This is a genomic window from Allobosea sp. (assembly GCF_051860145.1).
Lineage (GTDB): Bacteria > Pseudomonadota > Alphaproteobacteria > Rhizobiales > Beijerinckiaceae > Allobosea.
Genome location: NZ_JBHYEM010000011.1, coordinates 88,573 through 111,126, shown reverse-complemented (window position 1 = coordinate 111,126; position 22,554 = coordinate 88,573). Strand labels below are relative to the sequence as shown.

The 22,554-nt window shown below is 61.6% G+C and carries 16 protein-coding genes and 1 tRNA gene; 4 read left to right on the top strand and 13 right to left on the bottom strand.

The genetic code is table 11. The annotated features are described in order from the left end of the window. Positions 1-3 precede the first annotated feature (3 nt). The 11 genes from ACTIF2_RS18195 to glpK all read right to left on the bottom strand — a co-directional run bounded on the left by ACTIF2_RS18195 (position 4) and on the right by glpK (position 16,197). Positions 4-1,650, bottom strand: a complete 1,647-nt coding sequence (locus ACTIF2_RS18195; RefSeq protein ID WP_439498510.1) for an AAA family ATPase — start codon at positions 1,648-1,650, stop codon at positions 4-6. Next, complete coding sequence (locus ACTIF2_RS18190) at positions 1,650-3,296, bottom strand: restriction endonuclease subunit S (RefSeq protein ID WP_439498509.1); 1,647 nt, start codon at positions 3,294-3,296, stop codon at positions 1,650-1,652. The genes ACTIF2_RS18195 and ACTIF2_RS18190 overlap by 1 nt, the downstream gene beginning before the upstream one ends. Then, positions 3,293-4,828 carry a class I SAM-dependent DNA methyltransferase gene (locus ACTIF2_RS18185; protein WP_439498508.1) on the bottom strand — a complete coding sequence of 512 codons (1,536 nt, stop codon included), beginning with the start codon at positions 4,826-4,828 and terminating at the stop codon, positions 3,293-3,295. The genes ACTIF2_RS18190 and ACTIF2_RS18185 overlap by 4 nt, the downstream gene beginning before the upstream one ends. 78 nt (positions 4,829-4,906) lie before the next feature. Further along, positions 4,907-8,320: a type I restriction-modification system endonuclease gene (gene hsdR, locus ACTIF2_RS18180; protein WP_439498507.1), complete on the bottom strand. Its 3,414-nt coding sequence runs from the start codon at positions 8,318-8,320 to the stop codon at positions 4,907-4,909. A gap of 139 nt (positions 8,321-8,459) precedes the next feature. Continuing rightward, positions 8,460-8,702: a hypothetical protein gene (locus ACTIF2_RS18175; RefSeq protein WP_439498506.1), complete on the bottom strand. Its 243-nt coding sequence runs from the start codon at positions 8,700-8,702 to the stop codon at positions 8,460-8,462. Between the two features lie 845 nt (positions 8,703-9,547). Beyond that, positions 9,548-10,132 (bottom strand): TraM recognition domain-containing protein, encoded by a 585-nt coding sequence (locus ACTIF2_RS18170; protein ID WP_439498505.1) that lies wholly within the window; start codon positions 10,130-10,132, stop codon positions 9,548-9,550. Positions 10,133-10,348: 216 nt separating this feature from the next. Continuing rightward, a complete protein-coding gene (locus tag ACTIF2_RS18165) occupies positions 10,349-11,302 on the bottom strand; it encodes a type IV secretory system conjugative DNA transfer family protein (RefSeq protein WP_439498504.1) in 954 nt (317 codons plus the stop codon). After that, positions 11,295-11,927 (bottom strand): hypothetical protein, encoded by a 633-nt coding sequence (locus tag ACTIF2_RS18160; RefSeq protein WP_439498503.1) that lies wholly within the window; start codon positions 11,925-11,927, stop codon positions 11,295-11,297. The genes ACTIF2_RS18165 and ACTIF2_RS18160 overlap by 8 nt, the downstream gene beginning before the upstream one ends. Positions 11,928-12,555: 628 nt before the next feature. Then, positions 12,556-14,445, bottom strand: a complete 1,890-nt coding sequence (locus ACTIF2_RS18155; protein WP_439498502.1) for a tyrosine-type recombinase/integrase — start codon at positions 14,443-14,445, stop codon at positions 12,556-12,558. An 83-nt stretch (positions 14,446-14,528) separates the two neighbouring features. Beyond that, positions 14,529-14,602 (bottom strand) — tRNA-Gln (locus ACTIF2_RS18150). A 92-nt stretch (positions 14,603-14,694) separates the two neighbouring features. Continuing rightward, on the bottom strand, positions 14,695-16,197 hold the full coding sequence (gene glpK, locus ACTIF2_RS18145) for a glycerol kinase GlpK (RefSeq protein ID WP_439498501.1): 1,503 nt from the start codon (positions 16,195-16,197) through the stop codon (positions 14,695-14,697). A 316-nt stretch (positions 16,198-16,513) separates the two neighbouring features. On the opposite strand from glpK, the gene ACTIF2_RS18140 reads away from it, so the two are divergent. Further along, positions 16,514-17,527 (top strand): Ppx/GppA phosphatase family protein, encoded by a 1,014-nt coding sequence (locus ACTIF2_RS18140; RefSeq protein WP_439498565.1) that lies wholly within the window; start codon positions 16,514-16,516, stop codon positions 17,525-17,527. Between the two features lie 63 nt (positions 17,528-17,590). Next, entirely contained in the window at positions 17,591-18,307 is a 717-nt protein-coding gene (locus ACTIF2_RS18135; protein ID WP_439498500.1) for an RlmE family RNA methyltransferase, read from the top strand. On the opposite strand, the gene ACTIF2_RS18130 is transcribed toward ACTIF2_RS18135, so the two are convergent. Further along, the gene (locus tag ACTIF2_RS18130) at positions 18,247-18,651 is read right to left on the bottom strand and encodes a hypothetical protein (protein ID WP_439498499.1); all 405 of its coding nucleotides are present in this window, start codon (positions 18,649-18,651) and stop codon (positions 18,247-18,249) included. The genes ACTIF2_RS18135 and ACTIF2_RS18130 overlap by 61 nt on opposite strands. Positions 18,652-18,715: 64 nt before the next feature. Further along, positions 18,716-20,155 carry a DHA2 family efflux MFS transporter permease subunit gene (locus ACTIF2_RS18125; RefSeq protein ID WP_439498498.1) on the bottom strand — a complete coding sequence of 480 codons (1,440 nt, stop codon included), beginning with the start codon at positions 20,153-20,155 and terminating at the stop codon, positions 18,716-18,718. Positions 20,156-20,430: 275 nt separating this feature from the next. Between ACTIF2_RS18125 and guaB the strand changes: the two genes are divergently transcribed. Beyond that, positions 20,431-21,924: an IMP dehydrogenase gene (gene guaB, locus ACTIF2_RS18120; RefSeq protein ID WP_439498497.1), complete on the top strand. Its 1,494-nt coding sequence runs from the start codon at positions 20,431-20,433 to the stop codon at positions 21,922-21,924. A 155-nt stretch (positions 21,925-22,079) separates the two neighbouring features. Beyond that, on the top strand, positions 22,080-22,490 hold the full coding sequence (locus ACTIF2_RS18115) for an MAPEG family protein (protein ID WP_439498496.1): 411 nt from the start codon (positions 22,080-22,082) through the stop codon (positions 22,488-22,490). The last annotated feature ends 64 nt before the right edge of the window (positions 22,491-22,554 follow it).

Below are 22,554 nucleotides of genomic sequence, written 5' to 3'. Positions count from 1 at the left end.
AGATCAATGTGAAAACCCTGGTTCTTGAGTCAGCGATTTGATCAGTATTTGCATCGCTGTGCGCCGTGCCTCGACCTGCGCAGGGCTTAGTGGCGGGCGATCTGCATATCGAACGTCTTGCCAAGCCTGAAGAAATTCTTGATAAAGCGGTTCGCGGCTTTCATTTAAAAAACCTAAACGATTGAGCTTATCGTTCAGTTCGATGAGGATTTTCTCTTGAGCCTCACTTCGATGTTCAAGTCGAGCGAGCGCATTCCTGTCGTCTATCTGACGCTGCGTTTCCAGATCTAGCGTTGTGGGTAGGCCAAATATCTCTGTCAGCGTTGCTGTGAAGCCAAGGCCTCGTGGATCCACCACTGGCGCGGCGACTGTCACGGCGTCATCGTTGCCTACTGCCATGACCCGGACCTGCTTGGCCTCCAGCGCAGCAATCGTAAGCGGATTGTGTGAGGTGAGGATAATCTGGCATTTATCCCGGTCAGCTGCGACGCCGGTCCAGTCGGCGATCAAGTCTAGGTAGTTGAGCTGCCAAGCTGGGTTCAAATGGGTGTCGGGCTCGTCGAGCAGAAACAACGCTTCCTTTCCACGTGAGACGCGGATCAGGCCAAGCACCATCAGCAGCTGGCGCTCGCCGTCTGAAAGGTCGCTGAAACTTACGTCGCCGGTCGCGTCATTAGTGCGGGTGACCCAAACGATCATCTCCCGAAAGAGATCCGAGATGTCCGCGGCTTCGAGAGCGGCGAACACTTCCTGATCGTTTGCGTACATAGCGGCAAACTGCTTGAGCGCCGCGCCGTCCCGGAGGAAGCATGCAAGCTGAGCTTCAGTCCTCGGCTTGTCCCGATAGTCGTCCACCACCTTTCCAGTGAGCGCCAAAGGACGAAACGCGGCATTCAGGAGCGCCCGCGCACAAGCGCCGGCCGGACCTCGGGCGCCCCAGAGATCCCGGGCCTGATCAGCAAGCTCGGTGTAGGCGCGCCGACCACGGCCTGGCGCCGCCGGTTCCACTGATTGGGCTTTTTTCCAGTTGGCGTGATTGAACCACGACGGCTCCTTGAAGTGGGCGAGCGCGGAGTGAAAGTTGGTGATTCCCAGCTTCTCACAAAGAAGGGCGTCGAGGCCCTCCGTGTCGTCCTGACGTGCGAAATGCGCCAGAAGAGCGAAGACGCCATGAATCGGTCGGCAATAGAACATGCGCCGAGCCTGCTGCGCGGCCTCATACTCCGGCTCGGGACGATCCTTGTTTATAACCGAGTAATAACGCGCCTGATGGGCATCGAACAATTTCTCAAGCCTCCGTCCGCTGCCGGAGTAGTACCCAAAAATGAGTTGTGGAAAGTAAGCGGACCGCGTGCCATCAAAGGCAGATCGGGAGAGTACCGCTCCATCTACCGAAATAGTCGATTTACCCGTGCGGTTCGAGAGGGCTATGGACTGACCTCGGATTTGATAGTCAACCTCATAGGTGAAGCGTAGGTTGCGTTCATTGAGGTCAACGGCGCGGAATATCTCAGTAACCGCCTCGATCAAATTGGACTTACCGGCCCCATTCTGACCGATGACGACCGTCGTCAGACACTCCGCATCGAACCTAACTTCAACGTCCTTTAAGTTCTTGAAGCCGTCGATGTAGACACGATCAAGACGCATCAGGCCGCCTCCAGCCCGTCTTGCTTGTCCAGGATGTGCTGGTTTTCGATCTCCCACGCGAGTTGCTTATAGAAATCCGCAACGGGTAGGTCAGCCGCCTTGAACAATGTGTCCACGGTTCCGGCGCCAGGTTGCTTGCGAAGGATTTTTGACAAATATGGCTGGCCCATGACATCGGGGTCCTGGCGGGTCTTGCTCATTGAAGAATCCTTTTGCTGCGCAGTCATGGCGTCAGCGACCTTGGTCAAGGGGGAAGCAGTGGCGGTCATCCCGCCCCCCCTTCGGACGGCACGTTCAACGTTTTTCGCCGGGCGACCTTGCCCCCTTTCGATGACGCCGGTCGGCCATGCGCCGACGCGCTCGATCAATGCGCTTGCCGGCTCATCATTCGGGTCTTGAGGCACCAACTCGCCGTGGAAGGCTTTTGCCAGGATTGCCTCGTCCAGTCTGCCCACCAAGACCAGTGCGCGCTTTGCCTCTGCTACCAGTCCCTCAATTCGAGCGAAGGTGGTCTCAATGCGACGGACGATTGCGTGTTGTTCGTCAAGGGGCGGAACCACGAGCGGGTAGTGCTTCAGTTGGGACAGGTTAATCCGAGGCCGCGTCGCGCCGTGCACTTGCTGGACGAAATACCTGTATGTCGCTTCCGTTGTTAATTGAAGCAATGCAAATTTGGGATCGATCTTAGCCTTATCCAAACGGATACAAAAACAATCTGCCTTGTTTACTGCCCGAAAACCAGCGTTCGAAGGGAATAAACATGCCCGGATCTCCTCGCTAACGAACGAGGAGAAGAGTAGATCGTTAGCCTGAAGCGTATGCCTTGCCAGAGAGCGAAATTTCTCTTCGGAGATATGCGTACGCTTTTCTTCGATAAACTCGCGTGTCCCAATGTTCTCAAGGCGAACAACCCGAGGCCCATCGGGTGTATAATCAGCGGATTTCAGATTGGAACCGAACGGTCCGTCGAAAACCGTCTCGGACAGCAGATCGAGCGATACCACCTGCCAATCTTGCGTCAACTCCTCGCTGAACGCCTTGCTGAGCACGGCCTGCTTGTAGCGGGAGACGAGCGTTGCGATGCGGGCAAGTTCGGTGCGGGCACGAGCGGATTTTGCGTTCAGCGCATCCAGCTTGGCTACAATGCGCTTTTGCTCGGCCAGGGGCGGGAGGGGAAGTGGCAGCCGCTTTAGATTTCCGCCTGATATACGCTGCCTTGTTGTCCCACTTGCTTGTGCAATGATCTTTTGGCGTGTCTCAGGCGCATTAATGGCCGCCATTATCCAGTGAGGCGACACGAGGTCGGTTCCACTGCGATAGACAAGTACGTCCACGACGGTGACCGCAGGCTGAGGCAAACCAGGGAATACGCAAGCGCGACCTAGAGGATCAGGCATACGGGCAATGAGCACGTCTCCTGCTTCAAGGAAAGTACAGCCCAGTCGTTCTGCGCTTTCTAGATTCAGATACCGATCAGATCTGTTTCGGAATTCCCCATCACCGATATCGGCCAGTTGCGTTAGCCGAACCTCGCCATTTGGGTCCTGATCTTTGCTTTCAACCCAATCGCCGTCGGTCACCACACCATTGGAGGCAACCAACTCGCCCAGGGTTGCCTCAGCCCACCCGCTCGGCAGCCCACTCATTCCGCCGCCTCTGGAAGCCCGTCGCCCAGTTCCGCCATCAGCGCTTCGATTTCCAGCGTGGCGGCCTGCAGATGGCCGAGGATGGCGGCGGCGATGTCGTCGGGTTCGATCAGGCCTTCTTCCGCCTCTTCCTCAGCGTCGCGCAGCCAGCCAATATCGAGATTGTCGCTGCGCTTGGCGATGTCCCCGCGGCTAAACTTGCGCCAGCGGCCGGCCTCGCCCTCGTCCTTTCCCCGCTCGGCGCCATAAGGGTCCGTGCCGAAGGCCAGTTCGAAACCTTCGAAATGGGCCTCCATCAGCGGCGTGGTCTTGCCGAATTTCGGCATTTGGGCGCGCAGGTCGTAGATCCACACCGATTTGGTATTGCCGGTTTCGGTCTTCCCGCGTGTCAGGAAGATGACATTCGTCTTGACGCCCTGCGCATAGAAAATTCCGGTCGGCAGGCGCAGGATGGTGTGCAAATCACACCAGTCCATCATCATCTGGCGAAGCTGCCGGCCGCGCCCTTCTTCGAAAAGCACATTGTCCGGCACAACGATGGCGGCGCGGCCACCGGGCTGGAGCGCGCGGATGCAGTGTTCGACAAAGGGAAGCTGGTAGGAGGAGACCGAGGCGGTGACGGAAAGGTCGTCGCGCGTCGGTACGCCGCCCGATGGGCCGAAGGGCGGATTGGTGAGGATGAGATGGGCGCTGCCCAGTCCCTTACCTTTGTCAGAGAGCGTGTCGCCGAGATCGACATGGTCGCTGTCGATGTCGTGCAGATAGAGGTTCATCAACAGCAGGCGCAGCGTGCCCGGCACATTTTCCATGCCGTGGATGGCCTGGCGCTTCTGGAAGTCCTGCTGTTTCTCCCCGAGAGCGAGATAGTCGTCGCTGCGTGCGCGCATATAGCTGTTTGCTGCAATCAGGAACCCGCCGGTTCCAGCAGCAGGGTCCTGGATCACTTCTCCGGGCTTGGGCTGCATCAGCCGGACCAGAAGCTCGATCAGCACGCGCGGCGTGAAATACTGCCCAGCGCCACGCTTGGTCTCTTCGGCATTTTTTTGCAGCAAGCCTTCGTAGAGATCGCCGAACTGATCGCGTTCGGAGGAGAACCAATCGAGATCGTCGATGGCAGTGACCAGCGTGGTGAGGTTCTGCGGCTCGCGAAGAAAGGTGGAGGCGCTGTCGAAGATCTTTTGGACCATATCCGGCAGCGGCCTTGCATCGGCATAACGCTTCCGCTCGTCCGGTGTGGCGTTATCGACCGGAGGAAGGATGAGCGCGTCGTCCTTGCCGAGACGCGTGCTGGCGGCGCCGAGGGTGACGAGGGCCTTGCGGTAATGTTCGAGCTTGGTCAGGCCGTTCGCGGCGACCAGATCTGCCCAGCGCATACCCCTTGGCAGGCTGTCCGCTTCACGGCTGCGCTCGGCCATCATTTTGAGGAACAACAGATAAGTCAGCTCGGTGACATACTGCTGGTAGGTGATGCCATCCTTGCGCAACACCGTGCAGAGGCGCCAGAGCTTCTGGACGATAGCGTTGGCGTTCATGGCATCAGACTCATGGGATCAGGGATCTTGATTGCGCTTGTAGCGAGCGGAAGTCCTCGGTCAATGTGAGTGGGAATGTCACGCGGCGCTCGGCGCCCAGATTGCCTCGTTGAAGGCGTGTAGAACCTGATCGAGCTCACCGTCGAATTCCTGCGAGATGCGCTGGAAGCCGCCTTTGTCGGCGAAGGCACCCTGGTCGAGCAAGGTGGGATCAGCCACCGGCTTGTCCTTCAGCGCCCGGCCAATGCGGCGCAGCCACTCCTTTTGCTTCCGCGTCCAGGGACGGGACGCCTCGATTTTGACGATCGCGTTGTCGACGCGGGTGGCATAGGGGATCAGCGGATCGCCCAGCGCCGCCTGGCGCACGAAGCCGATGATGTGGGCAGCGATATTGGCGTTGCGGGCGCGGCCATAAGCGGCGCGCAACATGGCTTCGGAATAGTTCTTCTCGTCGAGCAGGCCCGCCAGGTCAGATAGCTCCTTGCGGGTCAAATCGCGCGGACGCTGGGTGACGGCGATCAGCGCCGGAACCTGGTTCATGTTCTCACGCACAAAGCGTTCGAAGCCGGTGATGTAATCCTCAGGCGTCGTATTCTTGCCGAAGATTTCCTCGATTCGGAGGAGCTCGTCCTCATGGCTTGAGATAACGACGCCATCATTCCTGTCCGTACGCAGCGGGCGGCGTTCCAGCAGTTCCGCAGCGCGCGGATAGGCGGCGAGCCAGCCCTGAAGTTCAGCACCGGACCGGGTTGCAAGCCGCTGCAGAGCATTGTCAGGGTTTTCGCCTGTGTGGCGCTCGAAGCTATCGCGGGTCTCGGCATCCATGCGCTTCACCATGGCGCGCATGCGCACGATTACCTGGCCGGCGACCCAGTTTTTGTCCTCTTCCGTTTCCGCCTTCTGGAGGTCGGTGACCAATTGGCCGAGCGAGATATCCGGCTTGACGACCACCGGGCGCATATCCGTCATTTCCTGCAGCTCGGCATAGAGATCGACGGCATCGAAGATTCGGAAATGCTCCTTGCCGATTTCCGGGCAGAGCCGCGTGGCGCGACCGATCATCTGGTCGTAGAGGATGCGGCTCTTAACCCGGCGGACGAAGACCAGGTTGCAGATGGAGGGCACATCGATGCCGGTGGTCAGGAGATCCACGGTCACGGTGTATTTCGGATAGGGGTCGTTCTTGAACTTGAGGATCAAGTCTTCAGCCTTCTCCACAGTGCCGGTTATCTTCAAGACCATGCCATGTGGTACGGACTCCTTGCCGTATTCCTCCTGCAACTCCTCGATCAGCAGGCGCACAATGTCATCGGCATGCGCATCGCGGGCGGCGAAAATCAACGTCTTGCCGGGCTTTGACGGCGGTATCTCGGTGGCGATCGCCCGGCAGACGATGCGGTTGAAGGCTTCCGAATAGACGCGCCTATTGAAATCTGCGAGATCGTAATCCAGCGAGACGTCGTCCGGCAGCTCGAAGAGATCGATCTGGCCCGTTCTGCGATCGATGATCTCGACTTCCTCGCCACCATCGAAATGAATGCCGGCTTCCGACAGCGCCGTGGTGATGCGCTTCGGCGGCAGGTGGTCGTTGAGATAGCCTTCAACGACGGCCTGGCGATAGCCGTAGTGGAAGACCGGGTGGCCGAAGATCTCGCGGGTGTGAAGCGCGGGGGTCGCCGTCAGCGCCACCTTCACCGCATCGAAGTAATCGAGGATTTGGCGGTAGGCCGACTGGTAGTCGTCGATATTGCGGAAGCCGATGTCATTTTCGCGGAGCTCCGCATCCAGCGTATAACCGCGATGGGCCTCGTCCACGATGATGCAGTCGAAGGTTCCGGGCGTCGGGCGCTTGGCAGCGTCCGGCTCGTTCAGAATACGGGCGATCAGCGACTGGACGGTCGCAACTTGTACCTGGTCCTCGCCCTCCGGCAGCTTCTGTTCCAGCCCCGCCACCTTGTAGATCTGGGCGAAATTTAGCATGCCCTCGATCTCGGTTGTCTCCAGGGCGTCGCTCGTCTGCCTGCCGAGCGCCTTGCGGTCGACAAGAAAGAGAATGCGGCGGAAGCGCTTGTATTTGAGCAGGCGATACATCAGCGCGATCGCCGTGCGCGTCTTGCCAGAGCCGGTCGCCATCGAAACAAGGATGTCTCGCTGGCCGGCGACCACGGCATTCTCAATCGCCGCGATCGCCTCCTCCTGGTAGGGGCGCATCTTGCCTTTGCCGAAGCCTTCCTCGGCCAGGCCCTGCGCCGCGGTGTCGACATCCGTGGCGAGTTTGTTCAGCAGGTCTCTCGGTGAGAACCAGCTCGTCATGGCAATAGCGTGGTTCGTCTCCCGACGTACATCGCGATACCAGATGCCGGATTTCGTCATCCATTGGCGTACATAGGGCCGACTGTTGGTGGCGAAAACGAAAGGGGCGCGAAATGGCTCGTTCAGGCCGTGTCTCCAGGGTCCGTGCGGATGGGTCTGCTCCGTCGGTAGAAAAATGGTTCGGGCGTAGCGCTCGGCCTGACGGAGCGTGGACGGCACATCGACGCTCTCGCGCTTCGCCTCGATGACGCCAACGCAGGTGAGGCCGACAAAGAGGGCATAGTCAGCGCGGCCGCCCTCGGAGGGCCATTCAGCGATGGCAAGGCTGCGGCCTTCTTCCGGTCGTGCGCCCTTCTGATAAGATAAGCGGTCGCTGTCGGCCTCCCAGCCGGCATCAACAAGCTGGACGTCGATCAGACGGCGAGTCTGACGCTCGTCGAGCTCGAGGCGGCTCGCAGCCTGGAGGCCGGCCTGCTTGAACTGGATTTGCAATTGCTCAGGCTGGGCTTCGGCCGCCTTCTGCAGTTCAGCGAGCTTACGGGAGAGCGCTGCCTGGTTGGCCTCCATCTCGACGGCAGTCTGTTCCCAAACGGCACTGTCGGCAGTGGCCTGCCGGATGAGCTCTTCGGCAGCGGCCCGGGCCTTAGCGAGCTCATCGGCCGAGGCATGGGCCGCTGCCAGCTGTTCCTCTGCTTCACGGACTTGGGCGCGGAGCGCCACGAGCTCAGCCTGCGTAGCTTGGTCTATATCGTCAGAGGCTCTAGGAGGAACGAATGGGCCCGGCCTGAAATTGGGATCGCGCCCATAGGTGCGACGATACCAGACACCGAGCGCACGACAGAACTTGAGCGCAGCGAGCGCTTCTGCGGGGGAATCTGCGAGGCTATGGGTTGCTTCGTTGCCCCTCCTGCGCACCGCGTGGAAGACGTCTGCGACCTCGCGAGGCAAGACCTGCTGCGTCGCTAGCCGCCGCAGGAGATCATGGGTTGTCTCGCGCGCGGCGGGATCATAGACGCCGGAAAGCGCGGCGATCTCCTTGACCATGTATTCGCCGAACTGGCGACTCTTGATAAGCGACGTATTAGCGTCTTCGGCAAAGAACCGCTCGGCAAGAGTGCCGAGGCGATGCAGCTCCGGGCTGATCTCCTGCAGATGCGCAAAATTCACCGACAACGGCATATCCGAAAAAGTTTCTCGCGGGCGAGACTAGATTATTGCAGGACTGATGTGAACATGTTGATCCTGGAGTTCGGCGATGCATACCTTAGCAGGTTAAAAGGTCGATGGGCTATTGCTGAGATGCCTGGTCCATGGTCTATCAGGCGCCCTTAATCTCCATGCGGCAACTCGACACCAGCGCAACGATGGGCGAGTGATGGTCATCGAATACAAGGGCGCGTTGCTCGCTGGTAGCGGTGTCGATGATACCAATGAGAAGCGCGCGATTGGCCGGCTCTGGGAAGAGAACAGCGCCGGCAAGGGGCTGTTCATTGTCGTTGAGAAGCAACTTCGCGATCTCGATATGCGCGGGAAACTTATGGACAAGCTTGGGGCTGTCCATGTGCGATAAGCTCACAACGGAGGTGGCAGCTTAGCGGCTTTTGTTGCTCAGATCGGCTTACGGCGCAGCCTCTGAACCTCCGTGATATTCAAGTTTATGGCACCCAGAGCGAGGCGCTTTCGCTTAAATGTATTACGTCATTCGCTGCTTAAATGAATTCTGGCCCACTCAAATGTATTCAAAAGAGCATAAAATCCGGACTTTGTCATTTTTCGATCGGGATTTGGTACATTTCCATTCAGTATCGATTTTGCAATTGTAGTTATTATTGCAAAATGACCGTTACGATATGCGCGGTCAATGAATAATGACTTTCTATAGTATCCAAATATTTTGTTGCTATAAATCAAATATACGTTATTATCTTTGTCCTTTCCTATGTTTATATCTGTTATAGGGGCTCCATTGGATGAAAAAAATCGAGGCGCGCAATATCGATCTCACTAATCTTCGGAAGGAAGTAATCGTTCTCGCGATCAACGCGCATCGGATAGTCGGCCAATTTCGATTTGGCTAGAAAATCCTCAATGGTAATTTTTGAAATAGTATCTATATTTACACCAAATAGAGATACGTTTCTCGTATTAATTGTGAGCGTTCCTATGAAGGGCTTAGGGGAGTATGTGAATCGTTTTTCTGTATTAGACTCATGATTCTTATCAGTGCTTTTTATGAATTGTGAAAGATAATACCTAATATACTTTAGTGAAATCATATTCGTATCCTTTATAATTTAATCTCATTGCACGCGACGTGCTTTCTGTAGATTTCGTCCGGGAACCGTGCGCCCCAAGGACACGCGCGCCCGTAAGAATGCACAGTACGACGACAGTCCAGGACCGAGATTACCACGACGGGCGGCGGGATTTGAGCTTGAGATAGTTGTCGCGGGCCTCCGGCCGGCGGCTCTTGTTAATGTAGATCGCCTCTCCGATTTCTAGATTCCTGACAGCGTCCGGGTGAATCCTAAAAGTGCGAGTGTGCCGCGCCGATGCCGCGCCTGTTCCGACGCCCTCGACCGTCTGTACGGTGAACTCGACACCTTCAAGAGTGCCAGATATGCCGGCGATGATTTCGCAGTCGCTTGGTGCGTTGAGTCGATAGGTCATGAAAGTGTTGATTGAGCCGATGACCTGATCAAGGAATTTGTCGCCGTTTCTTTCCGCGCCTTGGGCGATATCCGCAAAGGACTGCGTTGCTAAAATCGCCGAAATGCCGTGGCTGCGTCCCATGTTGATCAAATTCAGGACTTGCGGGCCGGAAAAGACCGAGAATTCGTCCAAGATGATGCGCCAAGGGGTCGTTGCTGTAGATGCCGTTGCTTTGATGTCATTGATAATCAATTTGCCAAGGAAGTTGGCGAACTGCGGGTATGCGAGAGCCGGCAGGCAGAAATAGACGATGGCGTTTTCTTTCCGCGCGCGCGCCAAAGTGATGACTGGGATGCGCTCCTTTGCGGCGCGATCCGTGTCAAAGAGCGGCCCTAGTGCCGACCCCGCGAAAATACGCAGTTCCGCGCGAAGGCCCTCGATCTGGTCTTCTGCGTTGCGGTGAGAAGTGATTTCGTTAGCAAGCTCCTGATAGTCTGCGCCCTTTTTCCGGGATTTTCGAACAAGCCCAAGTAGATAGCTTGTGCTGAGCCGGCTTTACAACGTTACAAGATCGACGCGCTGGCCGCAGGCGGCCAGGACCTTGAAAGCCGTCTGAGCAAAACCCTTCGCCAATGCCAGATAGTACGGCTCTGTCCATTCGCGCAAAGTGACGATTCGGTCCGCTAGGCTTGTGAAGTCGTTTCCGTTCAGCGGATTGTATACTGCGCTTTCGTTCTGGTCTGGCCCGCCAATTAGGAAGGCTTTTTGGCCGCGGGATTTGGCTAGCGCCATGACGCGGCGCGCCAACTCAATGTCGCCTTTCCCGTCGACGATGATGGTGCCGATACCGGGAGAGCCCTCTATCAAGTTGATGAGTCCGACGGTCTTGCCCGCGCCCGTCGTGCCCGCGAGAAGCAGGTGCCGGTTCAAATCGGCGTCAGGGATTTCGATGGCTTGGCCCGTTCTCCAATCTCCACCGAGAACGATGTTGGCACCGCGCCGCGCCGGCTTGGCATCGATGCGTCGCTGAAACCAGCTCGCCAGCAGTGCTCTTTTCAACGGCGCGACGACCTCGCCTCGGGTAAGGGCGGCGAGCTGCGATTGCTCGCGGTCATCTTCGACCAATGAGAAGACCGTTCCAATCACGCCGCCAAATGGCAGGAGTGCGAACCAGACGGCCGGAAACTCCGCCAAGCGCAGCCAGCGGTCGAATAGCACAGCAGGGTCAAAATGCGGCGAAGCGAGCGCGTTCAACACGGAACTGTACGGTTCCCGCAATGCTGGAATGCTGCCCAGCAGCACGCCGACAACGAACAGGGCTGCGCACAGCGCAATATAGATAAAAAGCCAGTTCACTCGCCGGGAGAGCTTGTAGAGAATCATGGGAACTGCGATTCCCACTAACCCCACGGGAGAGAGGGCAGTTCCGGCCAAAATCGGTAGAATGAAATAGATTATAGCGGTCCGGACATCGTCGAAGGCGGAGGCGCTTGCGTTGGTCTCAGCCATTGCTTGCCTCCTGCGCTCCAGGCGCGGTTCGCCATTTCCTGACTTTGATATGCTCGTGACCGCTAGCGAGGCGACGCAGGTAACGGTCGATTACGTCGTCGATAACGACGTACCAAACCTCCTCAATGTCGAGGGTTGCGGCGTACGCGTCCATGATGGCTGTGACGCGAGCCGGGGACTTCTGTGACAGTTCAAGTTCAACAGCTACCGGCCGGCCCGACGGTCGGTGCAGCAGCCCATCCGGCGTGTGGCCGGTGGCGCCGAAGCCCCGTGCACGAAGCCGCCGTTCCGGCTCAAAACGGAAGTCGAACCGCTTCTCCAAAGCCATGGCACAATCGACCAGCAGGAGGTCATGTCTGGATGTTGCAACCCGAACGCCTTTGAGCGGTGGCAAATTGTCTCCAGCGAGCGCACAGCCGTCCGCCGTCGGTATCAGGACCGTCGCGGTCGAAGCCGGGAATTCCCGTCTCTCCAGAAGGCCCGCTTCACACAGAGCTCGCACCCGCCGAGCCCCGGTTGAGAATTCGACACCCATCCATTCGGACACCTGCTTCACCGATACAAATCCAGATCCATTGTTCCATTTCACCAGGTCCTGGTCTCTGCTGGTCATCCTCATTGCCATTCAATCGAATCCTTCGCCCGCCCCGCCTTCCTGACCACCCATGACTGTCGTAGGTCGTGGGTGGTCAGGAAGGCGGGGCGGGCGAAATCCACCAAAACTACAATGGCTTATAGTTAATGAGGTGCTGACTGCATGTGGGCAGTTTGATGAGCACGAAACTGAGCGGGCTGTTGGGCAGGGGCTAGGCATACCGTTGGCGTGATCGCCCGCCGCGATCTGGCCAATCACAGCGGGACCAGAGCAGTCTCGCGCGGAGATGGTGAAACACTCATGGCGCCCGGCAGGCAGATCAGGACGGCGGCCTAGCGCCAGCGCTATGTATCAAAGCCGAGAGATGACTTCATTCTCTCCGCCGGCTTCCTCTCCCACCGCCGTCGCTTCGCCCTTCCTGACCTGAACGCGGCGTTTGGACCGGGCAAGGGGGCCGTGGCTCGCTGCGCTGCGCCCGCACCAACCCCTTGCCCGGCCCAAACGCCGTGTTCTTGACGGTCACGGGCGAAGCGACGGCGACGGAAGAGGAACAGAACCGGGGGAGCCCGTTCCCCGTGCCCTGGCGGGCCTGGAGACAAAGGAAAGGGGGGCTCGCTCGGGCTCTGGAAGAGTGTGGGCGCTACGCGCTCAGGATTTCCTAAGCTGCTCTGGAAAGCGCCCTACGGTCGGGAATCGTGCAGCGCTCGACTGCTGCCAGCAGCACGTCGATATCGATAGGCAATTCCAGGCAATCAATCGTTTTCTTCAAATTCTGGACGTAGATTTCCTTGGTGTAACGCGCTCGCTCAGATTGGCGGTCCTTGCTTTCGTGGCCGGTCAACTCCTCGATGAACGAGGTCTTTGCGTCGGTGTTCTCCAGCCGGGTGATGAATGTGTGTCGGAACCGATGAAACCCGCCCTCGGCGTCGGGAAACAACTCCAAGCTCCTCTGATAATTTCCGAATCGCTTGCCAAGGGCTGCCCCGAACGATTCGCTTGCGTTGTTGTTGTTCAACTCCGGGAACAGCTGCTCATTGCCATCGCGGCCGAGCACGCGAGCTTCAAGGAAGCCCAATTTCAGGATGTCGCGATGCAGCGGCAGCAATCGCCGGCTGCCCTCGTTTTCATAACCGTCGTCTGTTTTTAGGTTTAGGTCTGCAGCATTCAGGTTGATCAGCCAAATGCCTGCGACTTGCGTGAAATGGCGAACCCTGAGCTGCGCCAGCTCCTCCCGGCGCGCTCCCTGGAATGCAGCCAGCAGCGGCCCCCAATACAAGCTGTCGCGGTTGAGGTAGTCGCCGGGAGCCGTCAGTCGGCGCTCCGAATGGCGACCCGTCCAAACCGGAGTGGAAAAAATTCGTTTCAGATCATCATCTGAATATTGGTTGCGTTCGCCGCGCCCGGCGCGACCCTTCCGCTTTGGCTTCACGTGTAGCCCGCCGAACATTTGCTCGACATCGACGGCCAAATGACCGTGAGTTTTCAGCCAGGCGACATACCCTTTCAAGGTCGACAAGTGCTTGTTGAATGTCTTCGGGGAGACGCGTTCGTATTTTCGATCAACAGCTTCGGCTGCAATGATGACAGCCTCGGCAGGCGTTTCCGCATAGTCCGGCTTTCGGCTGTAGTTCGCAGGCAACCGCAGAAACACAGAACGAAATCGCGCGATGTCGGTCTTCGTTATGGTCGATGGCGACTTTCCGATGATCCAGGACCAGAGACGGCTGGTGCCGGCCAATTCGGGGCGGCGAGACGGCTTCCACTCCCGCGTCACGTCGATCTTGTCTTCGACGAAGCTCTTCCACGTCTGTTCAAATGAGAGCGTCGTCGAGTTGGGCCTATCTTCCGGACTTGTGTTGGTCGCGTTGGCGGGCTGCGATGCTGAAGGGCGCGCCTCGGCGGCCTTTTCTGGCTCGTCGGGCTCCCCACCGGCAGCATATTGCAAGGCGGTCGTTGTGGCTTCCATGTTGCCCCGCCCAATTGCATCCAGCTCCCGCTCGATTTCGCTGTAGGCCGTGAGCGCGGCGGTGGTCAGCAATGCGCGATGCGCCGGCGATGTCTCATCCGTGACACCGGCTGCCGCTAGCCCGGCTTGAAGAACTGGTTCGAACTCCGCCCGTTCTCCGGCAAAGCCAGCGAGCGCGCGTCCAATTCGTTCGCTCTGTGTCACCACGTCGTAGTGGTGAAATGCGCGCCTCAGCATGTCGATGCTGTGTCCGATCCCATCAGGGTCATCCACCTCGGCCTTCGATACAAAAACGCGCCCTTCATCGACGAGGCGGATTGCGAAATGCGCGAGCCAGCCGCGCTTCCAATCCTCGATCTTCTTCCGCGCTGTCTCGACGTCCATGGATTTGCCCAACGCTACAAACAATGTGTCGGCGTCGACGCGCAGAAGCCGTGCGCATCGCAACGCCTCTCGTCGATCGATTCGGCCGAGCCTCAATCGAAGCTCGCCCCGATTCACAAATCTCGCAAGTTGGGTCGGAAAACGGACTCGGAAGCGCCAGCCGTCGCCGTGCCGTTCAATGAAGCTGTGCCCACGCATGTGCCCACCGTTGTGGCAAACTGGGGGCATGGATTCCCGTCGACTGCGCTAAGTGACTGGAAATACAGGGAAAGCCACGCGAGTGGCTGGGGGACTAGGATTCGAACCTAGACAACCAGAGTCAGAGTCTGGGGTCCTACCGTTAGACGATCCCCCAACGGCGCGAACGCTCGCGTTGGTGAGGCGCGGTCTAACCAACCCGCGCCCGCAAGGCAAGTGCAGAATGCATCCTCGGCGTCGGGCCCGCCCTCAGGATCGGCTCAGCGTCCTTCGCACACTGTCGCGCCAGCCCGCCACCAATCCCTCGCGCTGGCTCGCCGCCATGCGCGGCGCGAAACGCCGCTCCAGCCGCCAGAGATCGGCGAAGCGGTCCGGCTCCGGCAGCAGCCCCGCATCGAGCCCGGCGAGATAGGCCGCGCCGAGCGCGGTGGTCTCCAGGACTTCCGGCCGGTCGACCGGCAGCCCGAGAATGTCGGCGAGCCGCTGCATCGTCCAGTCGGAGGCGACCATGCCGCCATCGACGCGCAGGACGGAGCCACCCCGCCCCGCCTCCGGCCAGTCCGCCCGCATCGCCTCGAGCAGGTCGAGCGTCTGGTAGCAGACGCTCTCCAGCGCGGCGCGGGCGAATTCGCGCGGGCCGCTGTTGCGGGTCAGGCCGAAGATCGCGCCGCGCACCTCCGCGTCCCAGTGCGGCGCGCCGAGGCCGACGAAGGCCGGCACCAGATAGACCGACTGGGCCGGGTCGGCCGCCTCGGCCAGCGGGCCGGTCTCGCTCGCCGTCGCGATGATGCCGAGCCCGTCGCGCAGCCATTGCACCGCCGCGCCGGCGACAAAGATCGAGCCCTCCAGCGCATAGCTGCGCACGCCGCCAAACTGATAGGCGATCGTGCTGAGCAGGCGATTCTGTGAGGAGACGGGCTCTGATCCCGTGTTGAGCAGCGCGAAGCAGCCGGTGCCATAGGTCGATTTCACCATGCCGGGCGAAAAGCAGGCCTGGCCGATCGTCGCCGCCTGCTGGTCGCCGGCAATGCCGCGCACCGGAATGGCCGCGCCGAAATGCCCCAGTGCCGTCTCGCCGAAGAGCCCCGCGCAGTCCCTGACCTCCGGCAGCAGCGAGGCCGGGATGCGAAACAGCGCCAGCAGTTCCTCGTCCCAGGCGCCGCGCCTGATGTCGAACAGCATCGTGCGCGCCGCATTGGTCGCGTCGGTGGCGTGGACAGCGCCATTCGTCAGCCGCCAGAGCAGGAACGAATCGACCGTCCCGAAGGCGAGCTCGCCGGCTTCCGCCCGGCGCCGTGCGCCCGGAACGTTGTCGAGCAGCCAGGCGATCTTGGTGGCGGAGAAATACGGGTCGATTCTCAGTCCCGTACGCTGCGAGACCAGCGAATCATGCCCAGCCTCGCTGAGCTTGGCGCAGGCGGCGGCGGTGCGCCGGTCCTGCCAGACGATGGCGCGATGGATCGCCCGCCCCGTGCTGCGATCCCAGACCAGGGTCGTCTCGCGCTGGTTCGTGATGCCGATCGCGGCGATGTCGCCGGCATTAAGCCCCGCCTTGGCGATCGCCTCGCGGCAGGTCGCGAGCACGCTGTCCCAGAGATCCTCCGGCTCGTGCTCGACCCAGCCGGATGCCGGAAAATGCTGCTGGAACTCGCGCTGCGCCGTCGCGACGACCCTGAGCGTGCTGTCGAACAGCAAGGCCCGCGACGAGGTCGTCCCCTGATCGATCGCGAGGATATGGCGTCCTCCGGCCATGGCTGGCGTGTCCCTTCCCTGCAGTCGCGCCGTTCGCCGGCGGCTGGCGCGAGCTTGGCCGAACCGCGCAGCGACAGGCAAGCGCGGAACGAAGAGGGATCGCGGTGCAGGTTCCGCTTGGCATCTTTGCCGGGGTCTTGTTACGCTTCGCCCGAAGCAAGCGGCCGGGCGTTCCCACGACGGCCGACGAGGGGTCAAGAAGACGGTGACGGTCGAGGACCGCCAGGACCGGGATGTCGCTGCGGTAGCGTCCCATGAAAGCAATGGCGCCGATTTGCGCGCGATCGGCTCGTCCTCCCTCGCCTCGGCGGCAGCCATGCACGCCCCGCTGCGCGACACGCGGCCACCGGCCGCGACCTATGCCGCGCTCGATCTCGGCACCAATAACTGCCGGTTGCTGATCGCCCGTCCGGCCCAGCATGGCTTTCGCGTCGTCGATGCCTTTTCCCGCATCGTGCGGCTCGGCGAGGGGCTGACGGCCAGCGGACGGCTGGCCGACGCGGCGATGGACCGCGCCGTCGAGGCGCTGAAGATCTGCAAGAGCAAGATGACCCATCGCGGCGTCAGCCGCGCCCGGCTGGTCACCACCGAGGCCTGCCGCGCCGCGACCAACGGGCTCGACTTCGTCCGCCGGGTCGAGGCCGAGGCCGATCTCGAGCTGGAGATCGTTGACCAGCGCACCGAGGCCTCGCTCGCGGTCACCGGCTGCGCTGCGCTGGCCCATCCGACGGCCGAGGGCGTCATCGTCTTCGACATTGGCGGCGGCTCGACCGAGATCGTCTGGATGGGCGGGCGCTCGCAGGCGCGCGATCCCGCCGGGCGCATTCGCGAATGGGCCTCGCTGCCGATCGGCGTGGTCTCCGTGGCCGAGCGCTATGGCGGCGTCGATGTCGGACGCGAATTGTTCGAGCGCATGGTCGCCGATTGCAGCGAGGCGCTGGAGCCCTTCGCCAAACGTGCCGCAGCAGCCAAGGATGCAGCCGGGTTCCACCTGCTCGGCACCTCGGGGACGGTGACGACGGTCGCCGGCATCCATCTCGGCTTGCCGCGCTACGACCGGCGCCTGGTCGACGGGCTGTGGATGGACGAGACCGACATCCTCACGGTGATCGACCGGCTCGTCGAGATGGACTATGCCGCCCGTTCGGCCAATGCCTGCATCGGGCGTGAGCGGGCCGACCTGGTGCTGGCGGGCTGCGCGATCTTCGAGGCGATCAGGCGGGCCTTTCCGAGCAAGAAGGTGCGCATCGCCGATCGCGGACTGCGCGAGGGCATCCTGCTCAGGATGATGCATGAGGATCGCGCCTGGTGGCGGCGACGGCAGGCGTGACGAGACCAAGCGGAAAGAAGCTTCAGCCATGAACCCTGCCAAGATAATGAGCATTACCGCCCCATGAGCGCCACCAAGGGCGGCTCCGGCGCCCGCGACATGCGGGTCAAGGTCAAGAAGGCCGGCAAGCTCAAGCATTCCTCGCAGCTCTGGCTCGAGCGCCAGCTCAACGACCCCTACGTCAAGCGGGCGAAGGAGCGCGGCTTCCGCTCGCGCGCCGCCTTCAAGCTCGAGGAGATGGACGACCGCTACAAGTTCCTGAAGACCGGCCAGAAGCTGATCGATCTCGGCTGCGCGCCGGGCGGCTGGTGCCAGGTCGCGGGCCAGCGCATCGGGCTTGAGCGCGGCAAGGGAGCGATCGTCGGCATCGACCTGCTCCATGTCGATCCGATTCCCGGCGTCGAGCTGCTGGAGATGGATTTCATGGCCGACGAGGCCCCTGCCCTGTTGACCGAGCGGCTCGGCGGCAAGGCGGACGGCGTGATGTCCGACATGGCGGCCAACACCACCGGCCACAAGAAGACCGACCATCTCAAGATCATCGCGCTGGCCGAGGCCGCGCTCGACTTCACCAACGGCATCCTGGCGCCGGGCGGCTTCTTCCTCGCAAAACTGTTCCAGGGCGGCGAGAGCGCCGAGCTGCTCGGCCAGCTCAAGCGCGACTTCACGACCGTGCGCAACGTCAAGCCGGCGGCGAGCCGGGCGGATTCGTCGGAACTCTACGTGCTGGCGACGGGGTTCAGGCGCAAGGAAGACGCCACCGACGGCGCTGCCGGCTGAGCAGCGGCCGCGGACCGGCAGCTTTCGCGAACATCAGAGCGCCGGCTCTCCCTGATCGCCGCCGCGATGTTGATCGCGAGCGGCACGCAGATCAGCCCGCAGAGACAAGCGACGACAAGGGCGCGCCGGCGGGGAAACCGGCGCGCATTGATGATCGCGCCGGTGCCGTAGATCAGGATGGCCGGAACCGCGAAGATCAGGACGCCGAGCGGCCCGTCGCAGTCGAGCGCGTCGACGCCCATCGCCCGGTATTCGTTCACCTCCGACACCGCACCGAGCAGCGCCAGCGGCAATGCCGCGATCAGGACGGCGTAACCGAGCCAGGCAAGCCAAGCTTTCCGCATCTTTTCCTCGTCGTGGCCTGCCCAGCCAATGGGCTGGGTCGGCCCTGGCCGCTTGAGCAAAAGCTCACTCCAGCGGCTTCTGGTCCTCGATCGCCTGCGCCGTCGCCTTGCGCGCGCTGAGCGGCGCATGGCCCGAGACCTCGGCGCCGGCATCGGGCGCCAGCCGCAGCATCCAGACAATCGACGAGGCCGAGATCAGCCCGACCAGGACGAAGGCCGGCCAGAAATCCTGGGCGCCGAGCGCCTTGCCGCCGTTCAGCAGGTTGGCCGCCTCGAGCGCGAAGGCGCCGATGGTGATGCCAAGGCTGAGCGACAATTGCTGCGCGACGCTCGACAGGCTGGTCGCGCTCGACATGTCGCGGTTCGTGACATCGGCATAGCTCAGCGCATTGATGCCGGTGAATTGCAGCGAGCGGAAGCAGCCGCCGATCAGGAGCACGATCAGCATCAGCCATTGCGGCGTCGTCGGCGTGAACAGCCCAGAGGCGGCCAGGAAGGCTGAGCCGATCAGGGCGTTGAACGCCAGCACGCTGCGGAAGCCGAAGCGCGCCAGGATGGTCTTGGCGAGCGTCTTCATGAGCAGCGCGCCGGCGGCGGAGGCGAAGGTGATCAGGCCGGAATGCAGCGCGTCGTAGCCGAAGCCGAGCTGCAGCATCAGCGGCAGCAGGAACGGAATGGCGCCGATGCCGATGCGGAAGACCGAACCGCCGAGCACGCCGATGCGATAGGTCGGGACCTTGAACAGCGACAGGTTCAACACCGGATGGGGCGTCCGGCGCGCATGCCAGATATAGGCGACGAGCGAGGCCAGCCCCGCGACCGTGCAGGCGATCGAGGCCTCGACCGGGACGAGATGGCGCCCGCCCGTGGCCAGGCCGAGCATCAGCGCCGCGAAACCGAAGGAGGACAGGATGAAGCCGCGGATGTCGAGCGGCGGCACGTCCTCCTCGCGCACATCCTCGAAGAAGCGGCTCGCCAACACGATCCCGATCAGGCCGATCGGAATGTTGATGAAGAAGATCCAGCGCCAGTCGAAATAGGTGGTGATGAAACCGCCGAGCGGCGGGCCGACCACGGGCCCGACCAGCGCCGGCACCGTCAGATAGGCCAGCGCGCTGACGAGCTGCGATTTCTCGACGCTGCGCAGGATGACGAGCCGCCCGACCGGCACCATCATCGCCCCGCCCATGCCCTGGACGAAGCGTGCGCCGACGAAGGCCCCGAGCGAGTTCGACAGCGCGCACAGGATCGAGCCCAGCATGAAGACGCCGAGCGCGGCGCGGAAGATCGTGCGCGCCCCGAACCGGTCCGCCATCCAGCCCGAGATCGGGATGAAGACGGCGAGGCTGACCAGATAGGAGGTCAGCGCCAGCTTCAAGGCGATCGGATCCTCCCCCAGGGATTGGGCGATCACCGGCAGCGAGGTCGCGATCACCGTGGAATCGGTGTTCTCCATGAACAGCGCGCAGGCGACAATCAGGGGCAGGAGCTTGGCGCGTTGCACGGGAAAGAACCTTGCGGCCCGGAGCGGGTCTCGGAAAGATTCGTTCTTTGCCATGCGGGATGTGGCGTGAACACGGCTGTTTCGGCCGGAGAGCGAAGGGACGATCTGCGCCAGCTGCATGGGGAGTTTCACTGCGGCGCAGCATTGACCCGCGATATTTCCGCCCCAGCCCCTAGCGGCGGCGCGATGCGCATGATAACGGGCCTCGTCAACTCGGTTGCGGGCGCCCCTTCCCGCCCGCCTTGGAATGCCCGCGAACGGGCCTGGAGTTGGCGATGGCAAGCATCAGTGACACCCTCATCCGCGACGGCCTGACCTTCGACGACGTCCTGCTCGAACCAGGCCCGTCCGAAGTGATGCCGTCCGACGTCGACATCGCCACCAGGCTGACCAAGACGATCTCGCTCAAGCTGCCGATCATCGCCTCCGCCATGGACACGGTGACCGAGGCCAAGATGGCGATCGCCATGGCGCAGGCCGGCGGGCTCGGCGTCGTCCACCGCAACCTCGAGGCCGATCAGCAGGCGGCGCAGGTCCGGCTCGTCAAGAAGTTCGAATCGGGCATGATCGCCAACCCGATCACGATTCATCCCGACGAGACGCTGGCCGATGCGCTGGCGCTGATGAAGAACAACGGCATCTCGGGCATTCCGGTCGTCGAGCGCGGCCCGCAGGGCCACAACGGCAAGCTCGTCGGCATCGTCACCAACCGCGACGTCCGCTTCGCCCAGAACCCACAGCAGCCGGTCGCCGAGCTGATGACCAAGGACCGGTTGATCACGGTGCGCGAGGGCGTCGCGCCCGACGAGGCGCGCCGGCTGCTCCACCAGTTCCGCATCGAAAAACTGCTCGTGGTCGACGACCATTATCGCTGCATCGGGCTGATCACCGTCAAGGACATGGAAAAGCAGGTCGCCCATCCGAGCGCCGCCAAGGACGCGCAGGGCCGCCTGCTCGTCGCCGCGGCAACGACGACGGGCGATCTCGGCTTCGAGCGTTCCGAGCTGCTGATCGATGCCGGCGTCGACATCATCGTGGTCGACACCGCCCATGGCCATTCGGCCAAGGTGCTGGAAGCGGTCACCCGGGTGAAGAAACTCTCCAACACCGTTCAGATCATTGCCGGAAACGTCGCGACCGCGGGCGGTGCCCAGGCCCTGATCGACGCCGGTGCCGATGCGATCAAGGTCGGCATCGGCCCGGGCTCGATCTGCACCACCCGGATCGTCGCGGGTGTCGGCGTGCCACAGCTCACCGCGGTGATGGATGCCGCTTCCGCCGCGAGCAAGGCCGGCATCCCGATTATCGCCGATGGCGGCATCAAATATTCCGGCGACCTCGCCAAGGCGCTTGCCGCCGGCGCCTCCTGCGCCATGGTCGGCTCGCTGCTGGCGGGCACGGACGAGACGCCGGGCGAGACCTTCCTGTACCAGGGCCGCTCCTACAAATCCTATCGCGGCATGGGCTCGGTCGGCGCAATGGCGCGCGGCTCTGCCGACCGCTATTTCCAGCAGGACATCAAGGACGCGCTGAAGCTCGTGCCGGAGGGCATTGAGGGCCAGGTCGCCTATAAGGGACCGGTCTCGGGCGTGCTTCACCAACTCGCCGGCGGTCTGCGCGCCGCGATGGGCTATGTCGGCGGGCGCGATCTCGCGGATTACCAGGCCAAGGCCCGCTTCATCCGCATCACCAGCGCCGGCCTGCGCGAGAGCCATGTCCACGATGTCACCATCGTGCGCGAGAGCCCGAACTATCCGACGCGGTCTTGAAAGGATCGTCATTGCGAGCGCAGCGAAGCAATCCAGAGGGATTGCGTGAGGCCCCTGGATTGCGTCGTCGCTACGCTCCTCGCAATGACGTCTGGCGCAGAAGCGCCTTCGAGACGAGCTCCTGGGACTGATGCCTTAACTGGAGACGATGTCTCATGACGATCAAGCTGATCTACCCCGCGCTGGCCCAGATCCTGTGGACCTTCGTCGTGCTGTGCATCATGTTCCAGCGCCGCCGCGTGGCCTTTGCCAGCAAGGCGGTGCGCGTCGCCGACGTCGCGGTCTCGACCGAGCGCTATCCGGAACCGGCCCGCCTCGCCGCGGCGAACTACGCCAACCAGTTCGAGACGCCGGTCATCTTCTTCGCGCTGATCATGCTGGCGATGGAGGTCGGCGCCACCGGCACCGTCATGGCCGTGCTCGCCTGGGCCTTCGTGCTGACCCGGATCGTCCACACCTTCATCCATGTCGGATCGAACCGCCTGCTGAAGCGCGCGGTCGTATTCGGGCTCGGCGTCGCCTGTCTCTTCTGCATGTGGGTCGGGATTGTCGTCACGGTGCTTTGACACGCGCTCAGCGTGCAGTCTTCACTCCGTGATGCCGTAAAGTATACTCAGTCACATCCGCGCT